Raw genomic sequence first — 19687 nt, forward strand, 5'->3', positions numbered from 1 at the left:
GCGTCGCCGCCAGACTCCTCGCCCTCGCCGCCGGCATCTGGCACAACTGGGTCACCGGCGCCCCCGCCAAACGCTCCCTCATCGCCTACGACCACTGAAGACGATCGGACTCACTCATCTAGGCTTGAGGCATGGCAGAGAACCCGTGGTCGTTGGGGCGCGCGCTGCGCGGCATGTTTGTCAAGCCCGCGATCGACGAGACCACGTGGGACGACCTCGAGACGGCGCTCATCACCGCGGACTTCGGCCCCGACATCAGCGAGCGCATCATCGAGGAACTCCGCGAGAAGGTGGAGCGGTTCCGCACGACCGACCCACGCGACCTCAAACGCATGCTCATCGAGACCCTCGAGGAGCACTTCGCGAAGTTCGACACCACGCTCAAGCTCACCGAGCGGCCCGCCGTCGTGCTCGTCGTCGGCGTGAACGGCGTCGGCAAGACCACGACGATCGGCAAGTTCGCGAAGTTCTTGCAGCGCTACGGGCGGTCGGTCGTCGTCGGGGCGGCGGACACGTTCCGCGCGGCCGCCGTCGACCAACTCGCGACGTGGGCCGAGCGCGGCGGCGCGACGATCGTGCGGCCCCAGCAGGAAGGTCAGGACCCGGCATCCGTCGCCTTCCAGACCATCGACTACGCCAAACAGACCGGCACCGAGATCGTGCTCGTCGACACCGCGGGGCGTCTGCACACCAAAGGCGGGCTCATGGATGAGCTGACGAAGATCCGCCGTGTGATCGAGAAGCAGGCGCCGATCAGCGAGGTGCTGCTGGTGCTGGATGCCACGACCGGCCAGAACGGCGTCATGCAGGCGCAGGCGTTCCTCGAGCACGCCGGAGTCACGGGGCTGGTGATCACGAAGCTGGACGGATCGGCGAAAGGCGGGTTCGTGCTCGCCGTGCAGGAGCGCACCGGAATCCCGGTGAAGCTGCTCGGCCAGGGCGAGGGCATCGGCGACCTCACCGGATTCACACCTCACGTGTTCGCGGCGTCACTTGTCGACTGAGCGACGTGGTTGCTCCGGCCGCGTCGCGCCGGCGCGCGGACGCGGCTCTTCCCCCACACGCGTCAGGCTGGTTTCATAAACACATGGCCATCGAACACGACTTCTTCGGGCTTCTCGAGTCCGGTCCGGACGGTTCGATCTTCTGGTCCGAGAACGTCGAGCTCGCCGACCAGTCGGTCACCGTCGACCTGACCGCGCCCGACCAGGACGACGTCTCGGAGGCCGCCCTCGACGTCGCGGCCGCGCTGATCTCGTCGCTGGAGGCGATCGACCGCAGCGCCCGCAACGCCATGGTGAACGAGCTCGACGACCGCACCAGCGAAGTGACCGAGTATCTCCTGCAGCAGCAGCAGACGCTGGGGGACGACCTGGAGGGGCTGCTGGTCGACATCTCGGGCGACACCCACATCGACATCATCCGGTCGCTGCAGCTGATGAGCATGACGATCCTCGCCGACGAGCACGGTGGAACCGAGCCGTTCGCCGTCCTGGAGTACGCGCTGGATCCTGATTCGACCGACGACGTCATTCTGGTGAACCTCGACTCCGGCGGCGACGTGCTGTCGGTGACGAGCGCCGACTGAGGACGGACGACGCCAGACCGCCTGGGCGTGTCTGGATGCACCGCCTCCGGCGGCACTCGACTACCGGGCCGTTCGCCCAGGCGGCTACACGGCCTGGGCGAACGGCGTCGCCTCGTGCGCGATCGCCTCTGCGAGGTGGGCGAGATGCGGCGGGATGTCGCGGCCCTTCGCCGTCATCGACCGCGCCCACAGTCGCCCGGCGCGGTACGACGAGCGCACGAGCGGTCCTGCGAGCACACCGAGGAACCCGATGCGCTCGGCCTGTTCCTTGAACTCGACGAACTCCTGCGGCTTGACCCACCGGGCCACCGGCAGGTGCCGGGGAGAGGGGCGCAGGTACTGGGTGATCGTGATGATGTCGGTGCCCGCGTCGTGCAGGTCGTGCAGGGCCTGGACGACCTCTTCGGGCTCCTCGCCCATGCCGAGGATCAGATTCGACTTGGTGATGAGGCCGGCCGCACGCGCCTGCGTGAGCACATCGAGGGAGCGCTCGTAGCGGAACGCCGGTCGGATGCGCTTGAAGATGCGCGGGACCGTCTCGACATTGTGCGCGAACACCTCGGGGCGTGCGTCGAAGACGACCTTCAGCAGGTCGGGGTCGCCGTTGAAGTCGGTCGCGAGCAGTTCGACGCCGGTTGCGGGGTTCATCGCGTGGATCTGCCGCACGGTCTCGGCGTTGAGCCACGCGCCGCCGTCGGGCAGGTCGTCGCGGGCGACGCACGTCACGGTCGAGTAGCGCAAGTTCATGCGCTGCACGCTCTCGGCCACGCGTCGCGGCTCGTCGGTGTCGTAGTCGGCGGGCTTGCCGGTGTCGATCTGGCAGAAGTCGCAGCGCCTCGTGCACTGCGAGCCGCCGATGAGGAACGTCGCCTCGCGGTCCTCCCAGCACTCGTAGATGTTGGGGCAGCCGGCCTCCTGGCAGACCGTGTGCAGCTCCTCGGTCTTCACGAGCGAGTGCAGCGCCTGGTATTCGGGTCCGAGCTTCGCCTTGGTCTTGATCCACTCGGGCTTGCGCTCGATCGGCGTCTGCGCGTTGCGCACTTCGAGACGCAGCAGCTTGCGGCCCTCGGGGGCCGACGCGCTCACGCGGTCACCCCCGCGTACTCGGCCTCGAACGCGGCGATGACCGTGTCGACGATGTCGGCGGGACGGATGTCGGCGCCCACGACCTCGGAGACCGTCGTGACCCCGGCATCCGTGATCCCGCACGGGATGATCCCGCGGAAGCCCGCGAGCGTGTTGTCGCAGTTGATCGCGAAGCCGTGCATCGTGACGCCTTTCTCGACGCGCACGCCGATCGCGGCCACCTTGTCTTCGGAGAGCGGCCGGCGCACCCACACGCCGCTGCGACCCTCGACCTGGTACCCGTCGACGCCGTGCGCGCGCAGGGTCTCGATCAGCAGGCGCTCGATGCGCCGGACGTGCGCGACGACGTCGACCGGCTCGTGCAGGCGCACGATCGGGTAGCCGACGAGTTGCCCGGGACCGTGCCACGTGATCTTGCCGCCGCGATCGACGTCGATCACGGGGGTGCCGTCGGTCGGGCGCTCGTGCGGCTCGGTGCGCTTGCCGGCGGTGTAGACCGTCTCGTGCTCGAGCAGGATCAGCGTGTCGGGGCGGCTGCCGGCGACCACGTCGGCGTGGATGCTCCGCTGCAGCGCCCAGCCTTCGTGATACGGCACGAAGGCCGGTGCGAGACCGGCGGTGAGGATGTCGAGCATCGTGCTCCTTCGCTTGTGGCGAGTTGTTGGATCGCGTCCAACAATACGCGCGATCCCGTCCGGCGGCGCAGATCTTGCGAGTGCGGCTGTTCGGTGCATCCGCTGCGCATGGATGTGGCGCGGATGCACCGAACCGGCGCAGTCGCGGTGGTGCGAAGTACGCTGGGCGCCGTGACCGAGCAGCGCAGCGGCAGACCCCGGGCCTCGTCGCGAGAGACGCTCGCCGAGGCGGCATGCGAGCTGTTCCTCGAGCAGGGATACGACGGAACCTCGATCGCCGACATCGCGAATCGCGCAGGCGTGAGCCGGTCGAGCTTCTTCAACTACTTCGAGTCGAAGGCCGACATCCTGTGGGCGGGGCTCGATGAGCGCATCGCCGCGCTCGACGCGCGCCTCGCCGACGATCAGACGACGGATGCTGCGACCGCCGTGCTCGCAGGTCTGACGGTCCTCGGCGACGGGTTCGCCCCCGACAGCCTCGCGCTCGCGATCGTCAATGCCGACGCGATGGGCCTCGAGACCGAGCTCGAGCGCGAGGCGGGCGTGCGCCGGACGCGGATCGGGGCCGTCGTGGCGGCGCGACTGCATCGCAGCGGCATCGACGTCATCCCCTCGCGCGTCGCCGGAGCAGCCTTCGCGGGTGCGGTGCTCGCCGCGATCGAGGCGTGGGCGCACGAGGGCGCGGGCCGTGCGCCGCTCGCTCGCGTCTTGGCCGAGGGGCTGGCTGCGGCATCCCCGACTCTGCCTGCGCCGTAGCCGCGCCCTCGCCTTGGCAAGTGCGGCAGAAGGGTGCAGGTGCTGCGCTTGTGTTCGCCGCAGGCGCACCTTTCAGCCGCAGTCGGGAGTTCGGGGGCGCAGCGGCCGGACGAATCACCGGATGCCGGACACGTACGAAGTGACGGCACCCCGATGATGGAGGCACGATGACCCCGGACCTGCTCGACGACCTGCTCGACCGGTCGGCGCCCACGACCAGCGCGGTGCGCGACGACGACCTGCGCGCGATGATGCGCGCTGCGCGACGGGAGGGTCGGATGCCGCGCCGCCGCCGCATCGCCGTGATGTCGGGGGCTCTCGCGCTCGTGCTCGCGGGCGGTGCCGGCGTCGCGACCGCGACCGACGGATTCGGCGCCTGGGGCATCCAGGACCCGGTCGGCGCGGTCCCGTTCACGATGGCGAACGGATTCGACTGCGAGCTGCGATACTCGGGATTCCGCGCGGGAGCCGACTTCGCTGGCGACCCCGGCCTGCTCGCCGAGACGAATCGCGTGCTGGAGGACTGGTACCGGTCGACGGACGTCGCCGCCGAGGCGCAGAAGCTCCTTCCGGAGCAGCGCGACAAGGCCACGCAGAGCCTGGCTGCCGCGATGGACGGCGACCCAGGAGCCGACATGTCGTCGCTGTCTCCGCAGGAGCGCGCCGAAGAGGTCGCCCACCGAGCGTGGTCCGTTGAATGGTTCGCCTGGGATCTCGTGGTGGCGGAGCTCGAAGATCGTGCACTCCGAGACGCCGGGATCTCGCAGGGGGGCGGACGTTTCGCGGGGGCCGAACGCAGCAGCCAGATCCAGTGCTTCGACGAATCCGGCAAGCCCTACGTGCCGGGAGCGAGCGAGTGAGCCGCGACGACGCGCGACTGACCAGGGCGCTCACCGAGGCATCCCCGTCCCTCCTGGCCTATCTGCAGCGCCGCGTTGGCGTCGACGACGCCCCCGACCTGCTCGGCGAGACGATGATCGTCGCGTGGCGGCGCATCGCCGACCTGCCGGCCGACCCTGAGCGGGCGCGCATGTGGCTGTTCGGCATCGCACGCGGGACGCTCCTCAACCACGCGCGGGGCGAGCGGAGGCGGTGGGCTCTCGCCGACCGCATTCGCGGGTACGTGACGACGGATGCCGCGTCCCCGCCCGCCGACGAGGGATCCGAGGTTCGCGACGCCATCTCACGCCTCGATCCCGACCTCGCCGAGCTCGTTCGACTCGTGCATTGGGAGCGGTTCACCATCGTAGAGGCGGCTGAGGTGCTCGGCCTGAACCCCTCCACCGCCCGCGGACGCTACGCGAAGGCGAAGGAGGAGTTGCGCGTGGCGCTCGGCGCGGCGGTGCGCTGAGCAGTGGACCTGCAGGATTCAGCCTGAATCGGGATGCCGGACGGATGGCACCCCGGAATCCCGCGGAGCGCGCCACGCCTGCGCCGCATCTGGACTGAATCCTGCAGACGAGTGGCCGCGGGGCGCGGCGACAACGGCGGGGCGCGGCATCCGCTCGCGTAGAATCGGGGGATCATGGCGACTTTCGGCACCCTCTCCGACCGGCTCACCGAGACTTTCCGCAACCTCCGCAAGAAGGGGCAGCTCACGCCCGCGGACGTCGACGGCACGGTCCGCGAGATCCGGCGCGCACTGCTCGACGCCGACGTGGCGCTGTCGGTCGTCAAGGACTTCACCGCCAAGGTGCGCGAGCGCGCGCTCGGCGACGAGGTGAACCGGGCTCTCAACCCCGCACAGCAGGTCGTGCAGATCGTCAACGAGGAGCTCATCGCGATCCTCGGCGGCGAGCAGCGCCGTCTGCAGTTCGCGAAGAACCCGCCGACCGTGATCATGCTCGCCGGCCTCCAGGGCTCCGGCAAGACGACCTTCGCCGGCAAGCTCGCCAAGCAGCTCGAGAAGGACGGGCACACGCCCCTTCTCGTCGCGTGCGACCTGCAGCGCCCGAACGCCGTCAACCAGTTGCAGGTCGTCGCCGAGCGCGCCGGCGCCGCGATCTATGCGCCCGAGCCCGGAAACGGCGTCGGCGACCCGGTGCGCGTGGCCCGAGACGGTGTCGAGGTCGCGCGTCGCCAGCAGCACGACATCGTCATCATCGACACCGCCGGCCGCCTGGGCGTCGATGCCGAAATGATGAAGCAGGCCGCCGACATCCGCAAGGCCACCGACCCCGACGAGGTTCTGTTCGTCATCGACTCGCTGACCGGTCAGGATGCCGTCAACACGGCCAAGGCCTTCCAGGACGGCGTCGACTTCACCGGCGTGGTGCTCTCGAAGCTCGACGGCGACTCGCGCGGCGGCGCGGCGCTGAGCGTGGCATCCGTCACCGGGCGCCCCATCATCTACGCGTCGACCGGTGAGGGACTCGACGACCTCGAGGCATTCCACCCCGACCGCATGGCCTCGCGCATCCTCGACCTGGGTGACATCCTCACCCTCATCGAGCAGGCGCAGCAGGCGTTCGACGAGGCCGAGGCGCTCAAGGTCGCCGAGAAGCTCGCGACCGAGCAGTTCACGCTCGAGGACTTCCTCGAGCAGATGCAGCAGATGCGCAAGATGGGCTCGATGAAGAAGATGCTCGGGATGCTCCCGGGCATGGGCTCGATGAAGCAGCAGCTCGACGACTTCGACGAGCGCGAGATCGACCGCACCGAGGCGATCATCCGCTCGATGACACCCGCAGAGCGCCGCAACACGAAGCTGCTCAACGGCTCGCGGCGCCTGCGCATCGCGCGCGGCTCGGGCATGACCGTCACCGACGTCAACGCGCTCGTGAACCGTTTCGAGCAGGCCGCGAAGATGATGAAGACCGTCGCGCGCGGGGGAGTGCCGAACATCCCCGGTATGGGTCCGATCCCGGGCGCGGGGCGCCCTGGCGCGTCGGCCAAGCGCGGCGGCAAGCAGCAGAAGTCGCGCGCGGGCTCCCGGTCGGGCAACCCTGCCAAGCGCGCCGCCGAGAACTCCGGCATCGCCGCGCAGGCGCAGGCCGAGCCCACGGGGTCGGGTTTCGGCCTCGGCGGCTCGGGCGCGAAGGGCGCGCCCAGCGCCGAAGACCTCGCCGAGCTGCAGCGACTGCTCGGGCGCGGCTGAGCGGCAGCATCCGTCACCGCGCAGCGGGGCTGACCTGAGACGAGGGCTTCTTCCGAAACGAGGGTGATCGCCGTCACGAGAGCCTCGTCTGGCGACATCCCCTCGTTTCGTGCGGGTGCGCCGGTGCGGACGCGACTCTCCTCCCCAACCGGTGTGCTGACGGCGAGCGTCCACAGTCTTCCGCGGCCGGTCACGCGGTCGGATGCCGCGGCCGCAGCATCGACGAATGGCTCGACTCACCGACCTTCTCGCGTGGCTGGACCGTCAGGGCGGAATCGCCCACAGCGCCGACGCCCGCGCCGCGGGCTTCACGGCCCACGACATGCGCGCGGCGGTGGAGAGCCGCGCGGTGCGCCGCATCCGCAGATCGTGGCTGCACACGCGAGCTGCACCGGACGAGGCGATCGGGGCCGTCAATGCCGGCGGCAGGCTGACGTGTCTGTCGGACGCGCGGCTGCGAGGGCTGTGGGTACCCGCGCACGAAGAGCTGCATGTCGCGGTCGCCGGCACCTCGTCGGAGCCTGTGCGGGCCGGTGTGCGCTTCCATCGCGCACGAGCGCCGATGCCTGTCGCCCGGCACGCGTGGCGTGATCCCGTCGTCAACTCCCTCGCACGTGTCGCGGAATGCGTGCCCCGTGAAGACGCTCTGGCCGTGTGGGAGTCCGCGATCCGAAAGGGCCATGCGAGCGCCGCGCAGCTGGTCAGAGTCGCCTGGGCCGGCCCGCGCGCACGCAGCCTCGCCGAGGCGGCCGGTGAACTGTCGGACTCCGGCCTCGAGACGATCGTCGCGGATCGGCTCCGCCCTTTCGGTGTGCCCCTGCGTCAGCAGGTCCGGCTCGAGGGGCATCCTGTCGATCTGCTCCTCGGGGACCGGCTCGTGGTCCAGCTCGACGGGTTCGAGCACCACCGGGAGGCGAAGGACCGGCGCCGCGACATCGCGCACGACGTCAGGCTTCGACTTCTGGGCTACACGGTGCTGCGGTTCGACTATGCGCAGATCATGTTCGGCTGGGACGAGGTGGAGCGCAGCATCCTGATGTCTGTTGCGCAGGACCTGCACCGGTGACCCCTGAGACGAGGGGATGCCTCCGAACGAGGACGGATGCCGCGACGTCGTCCTCGTTTCGCGCGATTGCCTCGTCTCGTGCACGCGCGTCGGCGCGCCCGCCGACGTTCACTGGCCGAACGTCGCGAGGTGCTCGCGCAGCGTCGGCCCGGCGCGGAACTCGCGGATCAGGTGCATCACGACCTCGCGCAGGTCGCCGTTGGTCGCGGCGGCGACGGCCACCTGACGGGCGTAGCTCGCGCCCTGCGCGAGGATCGCCTCGATTCCGGCGAACTCGCGGGCGCACTGGAGCTCGACCGAGATGCCGGCGAGTCTCTGCATCGTCTCGCGCGCGTGCTCGCGCACCGGCATCTCGGTGCCGTCGCTGTCGACGATGACGCGCGCGTCCAGCCCGTAACGGGCCGCGCGCCACTTGTTCTCCCGGACGAACCACGGCTGCAGGCGCGGGAGCGTGCGGCCCTCGTCGAGCTCGCGCGAGAAGTGCTCGACGAGCACCTGCACCAGGGAGGCGACCGCGGCCAGTTCGGGCAGGGTCGACATGCCGTCGCAGGCGCGCACCTCGATCGTGCCCCAGCGGGGGGCGGGGCGGATGTCCCACCGCACCTCGGTCGCGTCGGCGATGACGCCCGTGGCGACCATGTCATCGAGGTAGCTCTCGAACTGCGCCCAGTCATCGAGCGGCCACGGAAGCCCGGCCGTCGGGAGCTGCTGGAACACCAGTGCGCGATTGGACGCATACCCCGTGCGCTCGCCGGCCCAGAACGGCGAAGACGCCGACAGCGCCTGCAGATGCGGCAGGTAGACCGCGAGCGCGTTGATGATCGGAAACACCTTGCTGACGTCGTCTACGCCGACGTGCACGTGGATGCCCCAGATCATCATGTTGCGCCCCCACCACTGGGTGCGCTCGATGAGCTTGTGGTAGCGCGTGTTGTCGGTGACCTGCTGCCCGTACCACTGCGCGAACGGGTGGCTGCCGGCGCAGAGCAGCTCGACCTCGAGCGGATTCGTCACGGTGCGCACGGCCGCGATCGCGTCGGCGATGTCGTCGACGGCCGCCGCGACGGTGTCGCCGATGCCGCTGGTGACTTCGACGGTGTTCGTGAGGAGCTCACCGGTGACGGTGTAGCGCTCCGGTCCGGTGGACTCGGCGAGCGCCGCGATGACGTCGGGGGCGCGCGGCACGAGGTCGCCGGTGGTTCCGTCGGCGAGCATGAGTTCCCACTCGAGTCCGACCGTCGATCGGGAGGATGTCGCGAACGGCACCGTCATTCGCACAGTCTGGCATGGCCCAACCCTGTTCGTCTCGGTTCGCGGGCGCACGCGTCATCTGGCAGAATAGAGGGCTGGACCTGATGCTCGACCCTCTATCCGGTGTCTCGTCCTCCCTCTGAGCTTCCGCCGGGTGTGCACCCCACGCTCCAGGCGATCGGTTCGCTTCGTTTCCACACATTCAGGAGAATCGTGGCTGTCAAGATTCGTCTCAAGCGCCTGGGCAAGATCCGCGCGCCTTACTACCGCATCGTCGTGGCCGACTCGCGCACCAAGCGCGACGGTCGCGTGATCGAAGAGATCGGCAAGTACCACCCCACTGAGGAGCCCTCGTTCATCGAGGTCGACTCCGAGCGTGCCCAGTACTGGCTCGGCGTCGGCGCGCAGCCGACCGAGCAGGTTCTGGCCATCCTCAAGATCACCGGCGACTGGGGCACCTTCAAGGGTGACAAGAACGCCACCTCGACGCTGAAGACCGCCGAGGCGAAGGCCGAGTTCTCGATCGACGCCGCGAAGAAGTCGGTCATCAAGCCCAAGGCCGACAAGAAGGCCGAGGAGCCCGCTGCGGCCGCCGACGCCGAGGCGCCCGCCGCCGACGCGACAGACGCCGAGTAATCCGTTGCTCGCCGCCGCGCTCGAACACGTCGTCAAGGGGATCGTCGATCACCCCGACGACGTCCGCATCCAGTCGTCGACGTCGCCGCGAGGCGACGTTCTCGAGGTGCACGTGCACCCCGACGACCGTGGTCGCGTGATCGGGCGCGGCGGCCGCACGGCCAAAGCGCTCCGCACGCTCATCTCCGCCCTCGCCGACGGCCGCCGTGTGCGCGTCGACGTCGCGGACGACTGACGTGACCGGGGCAGAGCAGGACGGCGGGGCGGGCGCGCGCCCGCCGCGAGCCGCGAAGAGCTCAGCGGGCAAGACGCAGCTGCGGGTCGGCCGCCTCGTGAAGGCGCACGGACTCAAGGGCGCGCTCAAGCTCGAGCTCTACACCGACGACCCCGAGGGGCGCTTCACCCCCGGGGCGACGTTCACCCTGCAGGTACCGGAGTCCTCTCCCTGGCACGGCAAGTCGCTGACCGTGCGGGAGTTCCGCTGGATGAACAGCCACCCCGTCGCCTTCTTCGAAGACATCGAGGATCGCACCGCCGCCGAGGGCGTCGTGCGCGCGATCCTCTGGATCGATCAGGACGACACGGATGCCCCGGCCGAAGACGACGCGTGGTACGACCACCAGCTCGTGGGCCTCGACGTCGTCCGTGACGGCGTGAGCGTGGGTCGCGTCATCCGCGTCGATCATCTGCCCGCACAGGATCTGCTGATCGTGAAGCCCCTGGCCGGCGCCGACGAGATCCTGGTGCCGTTCGTCAAGGCCATCGTGCCCGAGGTCGACATCGCGGCCGGCCGGGTCGTGGTCACGCCTCCGGCAGGGTTGTTCGAGGAGCTGCCCGCGGACCCGTCCGACGCGCCCCTGGTGGGCGGCGTCGACGATGCCGCCGCCGAAGAGTCCGACGAGGACTGAGCCTGTGCGGGCAGCGTCCGGGTCGCTGGGTAGGCTCTGACCGTGCGTATCGACGTCGTCACGATCTTCCCGTCGTTCTTCGACGTGCTCGGGGTGTCTCTGCTGGGCAAGGCGCAGGGCAAGGGGCTGCTCGACATCCGCGTGCACGACCTGCGCGAGTGGACGCACGACCGGCACCGCACGGTCGACGACACCCCGTACGGGGGCGGCGCGGGCATGGTCATGAAGCCCGAGCCGTGGGGCGAGGCGCTGGACGCGATCGCCGCGTCGGCGGGCGCGTCTGAGGCAGGCCCCGGGCCGGTGCTGGTCTTCCCGTCGCCCGCGGGCGAGGTCTTCACGCAGGCCACGGCGCGCGAGCTCGCGGGCGAATCGCACCTCGTGTTCGGGTGCGGGCGCTACGAGGGCATCGACGAGCGCGTGTTCGCCTACGCCGCGACGCTCGGACGCGTGCGGCTCATGAGCCTCGGCGACTATGTGCTCAACGGCGGCGAGGTCGCGTCCATGGCGATGATCGAAGCGATCGGACGCCTCATCCCCGGCGTCGTCGGCAACCCCGAGAGCCTCGTCGAGGAGTCGCACGAGGAGGGGCTCCTGGAGTACCCGTCGTACACCAAGCCGGCCTCGTGGCGCGGTCAGGACGTGCCGCCGATCCTGCTGAGCGGCAACCACGGCGCCATCGCCGCGTGGCGGCACGACCAGCAGGTGGAGCGCACACGGATGCGGCGTCCCGATCTGCTCCCGGATGCGCGAGACTGACCACATCGAGTGGAAGGAGCACGCCTGTGCGCCGTGCGAAGATCGTTGCCACGCTGGGGCCCGCGACATCGAGCTACGAGACCATCGAGGCGCTGGTGCGAGCGGGACTGGACGTGGCCCGCATCAACCGCAGTCACGGAGACTACGACACGCACGAGCGGGCGTACGCCCACGTGCGCAAGGCGAGTGATGCGACCGGCCGCGCCGTCGGCGTGCTCGTCGATCTGCAGGGACCGAAGATCCGTCTCGCGCGCTTCGCGGACGGACCGCACACCCTCGCGCCGGGCGACATCTTCACGATCACGACAGAGGATGTCCCGGGCACGAAGGACCTCGTGGGAACGACCTTCCCGCAGCTCGCTCAGGACGTCGCGGTCGGCGACCCGATCCTCGTCAACGACGGGAAGGTGCGCCTCAAGGTGCTCGACACCGACGGCGTGCGGGTGCGCACGGAGGTCGTCGTGGGCGGCGAGGTCTCCGACAACAAGGGCATCAACCTGCCGGGCGTCGCGGTGAGCGCGCCCGCGCTGAGCGAGAAGGACGAAGCCGACCTGCGATGGGCGCTGCGGCTGGGCGCCGACCTGATCGCGATGTCTTTCGTGCGCAGTCCGAAGGACGCGCTGCGCGCACAGGTGATCATGGCAGAGGAGGGGCGAGTCGTCCCGATCTTCGCCAAGCTCGAGAAGCCCGAGGCGATCGACCAGCTGCAGGAGATCATCGACGCGTTCGACGGCGTCATGGTCGCCCGCGGCGACCTCGGCGTCGAGCTGCCGATCGAGGCGGTGCCGATCGTGCAGAAGCACGCGATCGAGCTCGCGCGGCGCTGGGCGAAGCCGGTGATCGTCGCGACGCAGATGCTCGAGTCGATGATCGAGTCGCCCGTGCCCACGCGGGCCGAGGCATCCGACGTGGCAAATGCCGTCCTCGACGGCGCGGACGCCGTGATGCTCTCGGGCGAGACGGCCGTCGGCGCCCACCCGGTGGCGGTCGTCGAGACGATGGCGCGCATCGTGCACACGACCGAGGAGCACGGTCTCGAGCGCATCCCGCCGCTTGGCACGAAACCGCACACGCAGGGCGGCGCGCTCACCCTCGCCGCCCGGAGCATCGCCGACTTCGTCGACGCGAAGTACGTGTGCGTCTTCAGCCAGTCCGGCGACTCGGCGCGGCGCATGTCGCGCCTGCGCGACCGCGTGCCCATCCTGTCGTTCACCGACCTTCCCGCCACCCGCTCCCGCAATGCAGTGCTGTGGGGCGTCGAGACGTTCCTCGTCAGGCGTGGCGCGACGACCGACGAGCTCATGACGATCCTCGACGAGGTGCTGCTTGCGACCGGGCTCGCACAGAAGGCCGACCGCGTCGTGGTGACAGCGGGCGCCCCTCCTGGGATTCCGGGATCGACCAACAACGTCCGCGTGCACGTCGTCGGCGCCGGCGGCCGCGAGATCTTCGACTGACCTCGCCGACGCCACGTGCGGCGGCGGGCGCTGCCCCTGCTGGGGCGACCGCCGCTCCACTAGTGTGGGAGCCCCGACGGAGGAGCACCGCTTGCAGACCTGGCCCGGATCCGCCTACCCGCTCGGAGCGACATTCGACGGCAGCGGCACGAACTTCGCCCTGTTCAGCGAAGGAGCCGAGAAGGTCGAGCTGTGCCTGTTCGGGCCCGGCGGCAAGGAGAAGCGCGTTGCGCTCATCGACGTCGACGCGTTCGTGTGGCACGCCTATCTGCCGAACGTGCGACCCGGGCAGCGCTACGGCTATCGCGTGCACGGCGAATACGACCCCGTGCAGGGCAAGCGCTTCAACCCCAGCAAGCTGCTCCTCGACCCGTATGCGAAGGCCGTGGACGGCCAGGTGCAGTGGAATCAGTCGGTGTTCGGGTACGACTTCGACAACCCCGCGAAACGCAACGACGACGACTCGGCCGCCAGCATGATGAAGGGCGTCGTCATCAACCCGTTCTTCGACTGGGCCGGTGACCGCCCGCTTCGCACGCCGTACTCCGAGAGCCTCATCTACGAGGCCCACGTGAAGGGCCTCACGCAGCTGAACCCGCTCGTGCCGCCCGAGATCCGCGGGTCGTACAACGGCCTCGCGCACCCCGCCGTGATCGACCACCTACGCCGGATCGGCGTGACGGCGATCGAGTTGATGCCCGTGCACCAGTTCGTCAACGACGACACCCTGCAGAAGAAGGGCTTGTCGAACTACTGGGGCTACAACACCATCTCGTTCTTCGCGCCCCACAACTCGTACTCGTCGTCCGGTCAGCTCGGGCAGCAGGTGCAGGAGTTCAAGGCGATGGTCCGCTCGTTCCACGCCGCGGGCATCGAGGTGATCCTCGACGTCGTCTACAACCACACGGCAGAGGGCAGCCACCTCGGTCCCACGCTCAGCATGCGCGGCATCGACAACGCCGCCTACTACCGGCTGGAGCCGAAGGACAAGCAGTACTACACCGACTACACGGGCACGGGCAACAGCCTCAACGTCGGCAGCCCGCACGCCCTGCAGCTGATCATGGACTCGCTGCGCTACTGGGTGCTCGAGATGCACGTCGACGGGTTTCGGTTCGACCTCGCGGCAGCGCTCGCTCGCGAGTTCTACGACGTGGATCGCCTGGCCGCGTTCTTCGAGCTCGTTCAGCAGGACCCGGTGGTGTCGCAGGTGAAGCTCATCGCCGAGCCGTGGGATGTCGGCCCCGGCGGCTACCAGGTCGGCAACTTCCCGCCGCAGTGGACGGAGTGGAACGGCAAGTACCGCGACACCGTGCGCGACTTCTGGCGCGGCGAGTCGGCGACCCTCGGCGAGTTCGCCTCGCGCCTGACCGGGTCGGCGGACCTCTACGAGCACTCGGGGCGCCGACCCGTGGCATCGGTCAACTTCGTCACCGCGCACGACGGGTTCACCCTGCGCGATCTGGTCTCGTACAACGACAAGCACAATGCCGCGAACGGCGAGAACGGCAAGGACGGGGCCGACGACAACCGGTCGTGGAACTGCGGGGTCGAGGGCCCCAGCGACGACCCCGCGGTGCTCACGCTCCGCGCGCGACAGCAGCGCAACTTCCTCGCGACCCTGCTGCTGTCGCAGGGCGTGCCGATGCTGCTGCACGGAGACGAGCTCGGCCGCTCGCAGCAGGGCAACAACAACGGCTACGCGCAGGACAACGAGATCACGTGGGTCGACTGGGACTCGGCCGACCAGCCGCTCATCGAGTTCACCGCCGCCCTCGCGAAGCTGCGCAAGGAGCATCCGACGTTCCGCCGCCAGCGATTCTTCGACGGTCGTCCCGTGCGCGCCGAGGTCGGGGTGCCCGACATCGTGTGGGGCCGCCCGGACGGCACGCGGATGCAGCCCGAGGACTGGGAGTCCGGCTTCGGCAAGGCGATCAGCGTGATGCTCAACGGCAACGGCATCCGTGAGCGCGATCGCCGCGGCGAGCCGATCAAGGACCAGCACTTCGTGGTGCTGTTCAACGCCGACGACGCGCCGCTGGACTTCACGATCCCACCGGTGAAGTTCAGCCCGCAGTGGGACGTGGTGGTCGACACGGCAGGGCGACTGGCGGACTCGCACGTGATCGATCCCGGCGGGGTCGTGACCGTCGAGGCGCGATCGATGGTCGTCATGCGCGAGCACCGCGAGAAGGAGAACGACCCCGACCACTCGGTCGCCGCCTCGCTCGCCGCGCTCGCCGAGTCCCGCACGGGCGACCCGCGGTCCCCGGCGCCCCGACCGGACGCACGGCCCGGAGCCATCTGATCGAGATGCGCACCCCGGCATCGACCTACCGGCTTCAGATCCGATCCTCCTTCGATCTGGATGCCGCCGCCGCCGTCGCCGGATACCTGCACGATCTCGGAGCCGACTGGGCGTACCTCTCGCCGATCCTGCAGGCCGCCGACGGCTCGGACCACGGGTACGACGTCGTCGACCCGACGCGCGTGGACGCGGCGCGCGGCGGGGAGCCGGGCCTGGCGCGGTTGGCGGCGGCAGCGCGGGCGGCCGGGCTCGGCATCCTCGTCGACATCGTGCCCAACCATGTGGGCGTTGCCCGGCCCGAGCAGAACCCGTGGTGGTGGGACGTGCTGACCCACGGCCGTGCTTCGCGCTGGGCAGAGGCATTCGACATCGACTGGGACGCCGGCTCGGGCCGCGTGCGTCTGCCGATCCTCGGCGACGAGCCCGATCGTGCGCTGGGCGACTTCTCGATCGACACGGATGCCGGCACCGCGCGCTACTTCGATCACGTGCTGCCGCTCGCCCCGGGCACGGCCGACGACCGCGCCGACGTCGCCACGATCCTCGGCCGCCAGCACTGGGAGCCGATCTTCTGGCGCCGCCAGACGGTCGACCTGAACTACCGGCGGTTCTTCACCGTGTCGACGCTGGCGGGGCTGCGCGTCGAGGTGCCGTGGGTGTTCGACGCCGCGCACAGCGAGGTCGCCCGGTGGATCCGGGAGGGCCTGGTCGACGGGCTGCGCATCGATCACCCCGACGGCCTGCGCGATCCCGGCGCGTACCTCGCTCGGCTCGCCGAGGCGACGGGCGACGCGTACACGGTGGTCGAGAAGATCCTCGAGCGCAGCGCGACCGACGGGGCCGAGGCGCTGCCGGGGTGGTGGGAGAGCGAGGGCACGACCGGCTACGACGCCCTGGCCGAGATCGATCGCGTGCTCGTCGACCCCGCGGGCGAGGCGGGGCTGGACGCGCTCGACGCGCGGCTGCGCTCCGACACGGGGCTGCCCCCGGCGCCCTCGTGGGCCGACCTCGCGCACGACAGCAAGCGTCTGGTCGCCGACACCCTGTACGGGTCCGAGTTGCGCCGGCTGGTGCGGTGCCTGCCGCTGCCGATCCGGGAGGCCGCCCCCGACGCCGAGGATGCGCTGGCCGAACTGCTCGCGTGCTTCTGCGTCTATCGCACGTACCTGCCGGCCGGGCGCGAGCTGCTCGCTGAGGCAGGGGCCGAGGCATCCGCTCGACGGCCCGATCTGGCGGCGACGATCACCCTGCTGCTGCCGCTGCTCGAAGACCCGGCCCTCGAGGTCGCGCGCCGGTTCGAGCAGACGACCGGCCCGGTGATGGCCAAGGGCGTGGAAGACACCGCGTTCTACCGCGCGACGCGACTGGGCACGCTGACAGAGGTCGGCGGCGACCCGAGCGTGTTCGCGCTGTCGGTCGACGGGCTGCATCGCGCGTTCGCGCGGCGTCAGGCGTCGTGGCCGACCGCGCTGACGGCTCTCACCACGCATGACACCAAGCGAGGGGCCGACGTGCGGGCGCGACTGTCGGTTCTCGCCGAGATTCCCGAGCGCTGGTCCGCGGTGCTCGCGCGGCTGCGCGCGATCTCGACCACCGGGCACGGGCCGTTCGACGCGCTGCTGTGGCAGGCGATCGTGGGGTCGTGGCCGGCGACCGCCGAGCGTCTGCACGAATATGCCGAGAAGGCCTCGCGCGAGGCGGGCGAGCGCAGCAGCTGGCTCGATCCGGATGCCGCGTTCGAGGCGCGCGCGCACGCCCTCGTCGATGCGGCCTTCGGCCCCGCACGCGCAGTCGTGGACGGGTTCGTCGCCGAGATCGCACCGTTCGGGTGGTCCAACGCGCTGGCGGCGGCCGTTCTGCACCTGGCGGGGCCGGGGGTGCCCGACGTCTACCAGGGCTCGGAGCTGTGGCAGACGAGCCTCGTCGACCCCGACAATCGGCGACTGGTCGACTTCGAAGCGCGGCGGACGCTGCTGGCGCATCTGGATGACGGGTGGACGCCGCCGATCGACGAGTCCGGCGCCGCGAAGCTGCTCGTCACCTCGCGCGCGCTGCGCCTGCGCCGTGATCACCCCGGTCTGTTCACGCGCTTCACACCGATGACGGTGGTCGGGGATGCCGCAGCCCACGCGATCGCCTTCGACCGCGGCGGGGCGCTCGCGGTCGCGACGCGCCTTCCGGTGGGACTGGCGTCGGGCGGGGGGTGGCGCGACACCGTGCTGCTGCGGCACAGCGGGCCGACGGTCGACGCGTTCACCGGGCGTCGGCTGCGGGGCGGGCAGATCCCGCTGGGCGAGGTGCTCTCGACGTATCCGGTCGCCCTCCTCGTGCCGGAGGAGGGTCCGTGATCGACGTGTGGGCTCCCCGCGCCGGGCGCGTTCGGCTGCGCCGGCCCGGGCTGCCCGACGTCGACCTCGCGCGGGACGCGCACCGCGCCGGCTGGTGGGTCGCCGACGTCGCCCTCGACCACGGCGACGAGTACGGGTTCGTGCTGGGCGAGGACGACACCCTGCGGCCCGACCCACGGTCGCGCTGGCAGCCACGGGGCGTGCACGAGGCATCGGCCTTCTTCGACCTGTCCCGCTTCGCCTGGAGCGACCGGGGCTGGGCGGGTCGTGGCCTCGAGGGCGGTCTGGTGTACGAGCTGCACGTGGGCACGTTCACGCCGGAGGGAACCCTCGACGCGGCGATCGGCCGCTTGGAACATCTCGTCGAGTTGGGGGTCACTCACGTCGAGCTGCTGCCGGTGAACGCCTTCAACGGCGTGTGGAACTGGGGCTACGACGGCGTGCTGTGGTTCGCCGTCCACCACGCCTACGGCGGTCCCGGGGCGTATCAGCGGTTCGTCGACGCGGCGCACGCGGCCGGTCTCGCCGTCGTGCAGGACGTCGTCTACAACCACCTCGGTCCGAGCGGCAACCATCTTCCCGCGTTCGGCCCGTACCTGCGCGATGCCGAGCGCACGACGTGGGGCGCGTCTGTTCAGCTCGAAGAGCGCAACGTGCGCGACACCCTCCTCGACAACGTCACGATGTGGTTCGCGGACTACCATGTCGACGCGCTCCGCCTGGACGCCGTGCATGCGCTGAAGGATCACTCCGCTGTGCACATCCTCGAAGAGCTCGCCCAGCGCGCCGATCTGCTGTCGGCCGAACTCGGTCGGCCGCTCACCCTCATCGCCGAGTCCGACCTCAACGACCCGACCCTGTTCGTCCGCCGCGAGGACGGCGGCTACGGCGTCACGGCGCAGTGGAACGACGACTGGCACCACGCCGTGCACGTGGCCCTCACCGGCGAGACCTCCGGGTACTACACCGACTTCGCCGCCCCGAACGCGCTTGCGAAGGTCTGGACCGAGGGGTTCTTCCACGACGGCACCTGGTCGTCTTTCCGCGGCAGCCGGCACGGTGCGCCGATCCCCGCGGATGTGCCGACGTGGCGCCTGGTCACCTTCGCGCAGGACCACGACCAGATCGGCAACCGCGCCACCGGGGACCGCCTGTCGCAGACACTGTCGTGGGATCGGCTCGCGGTGGCCGCGGTGCTGACCCTGACCGCTGCGGGCACGCCGATGATCTTCCACGGCGAGGAGTGGGGCGCCTCGACGCCGTGGCAGTTCTTCACCTCGCATCCCGAACCCGATCTCGGGGAGGCGACGGCGAAGGGACGCATCGCGGAGTTCGCGCGCATGGGCTGGGGCGATTCGGTCGTGCCCGACCCGCAGGACCCCGCGACGTTCTACCGTTCGAAGCTCGACTGGTCCGAGGCCAGCACAGGCGAGCACGCGCGCCTGCTCGGCCTGTACCGGACGCTCGCGCGGCTGCGCCGCGAACGCCCCGAGCTCGCCGACTCGTCGTTCGGCTCGCTCGATGCGCGCGTCGAGACACCTCATGAGACCGATGCCGCGCACCGCGCGTTCCGGCTGCGACGCGGCCCGCTCGAAGTCCTCGTCAACCTCACCGCCGCCGCTCGGCCGTTCGCGGTCGATCCCGCCAGCGAAGTGATCCTCTCGACGTCGGACGACGCCCTCGCGGTCTCGGCGGGGGTGATCGTGGTGCCGCCCGACAGCGCGGTCATCGCCGCGCCCGGTCCCGGTGCAAGCCGCGATGAGCCTCGCGGCATCCCTTCGTGAGACGACTGCTC

At 70.2% G+C, this 19687-nt stretch carries 18 protein-coding genes and 1 pseudogene; 16 read left to right on the plus strand and 3 right to left on the minus strand.

Translation table 11 applies throughout. The features are described 5' to 3' along the window. From AB1K54_RS12030 to AB1K54_RS12040, 3 genes and pseudogenes are all read left to right on the plus strand, one after another. Nucleotides 1-98: pseudogene (locus AB1K54_RS12030) on the plus strand (IS982 family transposase); the annotation flags it as partial. Between the two features lie 33 nt (nucleotides 99-131). Then, nucleotides 132-1004 carry a signal recognition particle-docking protein FtsY gene (gene ftsY, locus AB1K54_RS12035; protein ID WP_371202992.1) on the plus strand — a complete coding sequence of 291 codons (873 nt, stop codon included), beginning with the start codon at nucleotides 132-134 and terminating at the stop codon, nucleotides 1002-1004. 83 nt (nucleotides 1005-1087) lie between these two features. Then, a complete protein-coding gene (locus AB1K54_RS12040) occupies nucleotides 1088-1588 on the plus strand; it encodes a DUF2004 domain-containing protein (RefSeq protein WP_371202993.1) in 501 nt (166 codons plus the stop codon). A gap of 84 nt (nucleotides 1589-1672) precedes the next feature. Here the strand turns inward: AB1K54_RS12040 and lipA are convergent, their stop codons facing one another. Beyond that, nucleotides 1673-2674 carry a lipoyl synthase gene (lipA, locus tag AB1K54_RS12045; RefSeq protein WP_371202994.1) on the minus strand — a complete coding sequence of 334 codons (1002 nt, stop codon included), beginning with the start codon at nucleotides 2672-2674 and terminating at the stop codon, nucleotides 1673-1675. Then, on the minus strand, nucleotides 2671-3309 hold the full coding sequence (gene lipB / locus AB1K54_RS12050) for a lipoyl(octanoyl) transferase LipB (protein ID WP_371202995.1): 639 nt from the start codon (nucleotides 3307-3309) through the stop codon (nucleotides 2671-2673). The genes lipA and lipB overlap by 4 nt, the downstream gene beginning before the upstream one ends. A 171-nt stretch (nucleotides 3310-3480) precedes the next feature. Here lipB and AB1K54_RS12055 point away from each other — a divergent pair, with 171 nt between their 5' ends. The 5 genes from AB1K54_RS12055 to AB1K54_RS12075 all read left to right on the plus strand — a co-directional run bounded on the left by AB1K54_RS12055 (nucleotide 3481) and on the right by AB1K54_RS12075 (nucleotide 8228). Then, nucleotides 3481-4065, plus strand: coding sequence for a TetR/AcrR family transcriptional regulator (locus AB1K54_RS12055; protein WP_371202996.1), 585 nt, complete (start codon nucleotides 3481-3483; stop codon nucleotides 4063-4065). Nucleotides 4066-4232: 167 nt separating this feature from the next. Further along, complete coding sequence (locus AB1K54_RS12060; RefSeq protein WP_371202997.1) at nucleotides 4233-4925, plus strand: hypothetical protein; 693 nt, start codon at nucleotides 4233-4235, stop codon at nucleotides 4923-4925. Further along, complete coding sequence (locus tag AB1K54_RS12065; RefSeq protein WP_371202998.1) at nucleotides 4922-5416, plus strand: RNA polymerase sigma factor; 495 nt, start codon at nucleotides 4922-4924, stop codon at nucleotides 5414-5416. The genes AB1K54_RS12060 and AB1K54_RS12065 overlap by 4 nt, the downstream gene beginning before the upstream one ends. Nucleotides 5417-5590: 174 nt before the next feature. Next, nucleotides 5591-7162, plus strand: coding sequence for a signal recognition particle protein (ffh, locus tag AB1K54_RS12070; protein WP_371202999.1), 1572 nt, complete (start codon nucleotides 5591-5593; stop codon nucleotides 7160-7162). 226 nt (nucleotides 7163-7388) lie between these two features. Continuing rightward, complete coding sequence (locus AB1K54_RS12075; protein WP_371203000.1) at nucleotides 7389-8228, plus strand: endonuclease domain-containing protein; 840 nt, start codon at nucleotides 7389-7391, stop codon at nucleotides 8226-8228. A 108-nt stretch (nucleotides 8229-8336) separates the two neighbouring features. Here AB1K54_RS12075 and AB1K54_RS12080 read toward each other — a convergent pair whose 3' ends face one another. Then, nucleotides 8337-9500, minus strand: a complete 1164-nt coding sequence (locus AB1K54_RS12080; protein ID WP_371203001.1) for a glutamate--cysteine ligase — start codon at nucleotides 9498-9500, stop codon at nucleotides 8337-8339. A 192-nt stretch (nucleotides 9501-9692) separates the two neighbouring features. Here AB1K54_RS12080 and rpsP point away from each other — a divergent pair, with 192 nt between their 5' ends. From rpsP to treZ, 8 genes are all read left to right on the plus strand, one after another. Further along, on the plus strand, nucleotides 9693-10115 hold the full coding sequence (gene rpsP / locus AB1K54_RS12085; RefSeq protein ID WP_371203002.1) for a 30S ribosomal protein S16: 423 nt from the start codon (nucleotides 9693-9695) through the stop codon (nucleotides 10113-10115). Nucleotides 10116-10119: 4 nt separating this feature from the next. Further along, the gene (locus AB1K54_RS12090) at nucleotides 10120-10350 is read left to right on the plus strand and encodes an RNA-binding protein (protein ID WP_371203003.1); all 231 of its coding nucleotides are present in this window, start codon (nucleotides 10120-10122) and stop codon (nucleotides 10348-10350) included. 1 nt (nucleotide 10351) lies between these two features. Further along, nucleotides 10352-11023: a ribosome maturation factor RimM gene (gene rimM / locus AB1K54_RS12095; RefSeq protein ID WP_371203004.1), complete on the plus strand. Its 672-nt coding sequence runs from the start codon at nucleotides 10352-10354 to the stop codon at nucleotides 11021-11023. 42 nt (nucleotides 11024-11065) lie between these two features. Beyond that, on the plus strand, nucleotides 11066-11779 hold the full coding sequence (trmD, locus tag AB1K54_RS12100) for a tRNA (guanosine(37)-N1)-methyltransferase TrmD (protein ID WP_371203005.1): 714 nt from the start codon (nucleotides 11066-11068) through the stop codon (nucleotides 11777-11779). Between the two features lie 26 nt (nucleotides 11780-11805). Further along, nucleotides 11806-13236: a pyruvate kinase gene (pyk, locus tag AB1K54_RS12105; protein ID WP_371203006.1), complete on the plus strand. Its 1431-nt coding sequence runs from the start codon at nucleotides 11806-11808 to the stop codon at nucleotides 13234-13236. A gap of 91 nt (nucleotides 13237-13327) precedes the next feature. Next, on the plus strand, nucleotides 13328-15544 hold the full coding sequence (gene glgX / locus AB1K54_RS12110) for a glycogen debranching protein GlgX (protein ID WP_371203007.1): 2217 nt from the start codon (nucleotides 13328-13330) through the stop codon (nucleotides 15542-15544). 5 nt (nucleotides 15545-15549) lie between these two features. Beyond that, a complete protein-coding gene (treY, locus tag AB1K54_RS12115) occupies nucleotides 15550-17892 on the plus strand; it encodes a malto-oligosyltrehalose synthase (RefSeq protein ID WP_371203008.1) in 2343 nt (780 codons plus the stop codon). Further along, a complete protein-coding gene (gene treZ, locus AB1K54_RS12120) occupies nucleotides 17889-19676 on the plus strand; it encodes a malto-oligosyltrehalose trehalohydrolase (RefSeq protein ID WP_371203009.1) in 1788 nt (595 codons plus the stop codon). Before treY ends, treZ begins: the two co-directional genes overlap by 4 nt. Nucleotides 19677-19687 lie beyond the last annotated feature (11 nt).

Origin of the sequence: Microbacterium sp. BWT-B31 (genome assembly GCF_041379855.1) — a bacterium.
Classification (GTDB): Bacteria; Actinomycetota; Actinomycetes; order Actinomycetales; family Microbacteriaceae; genus Microbacterium.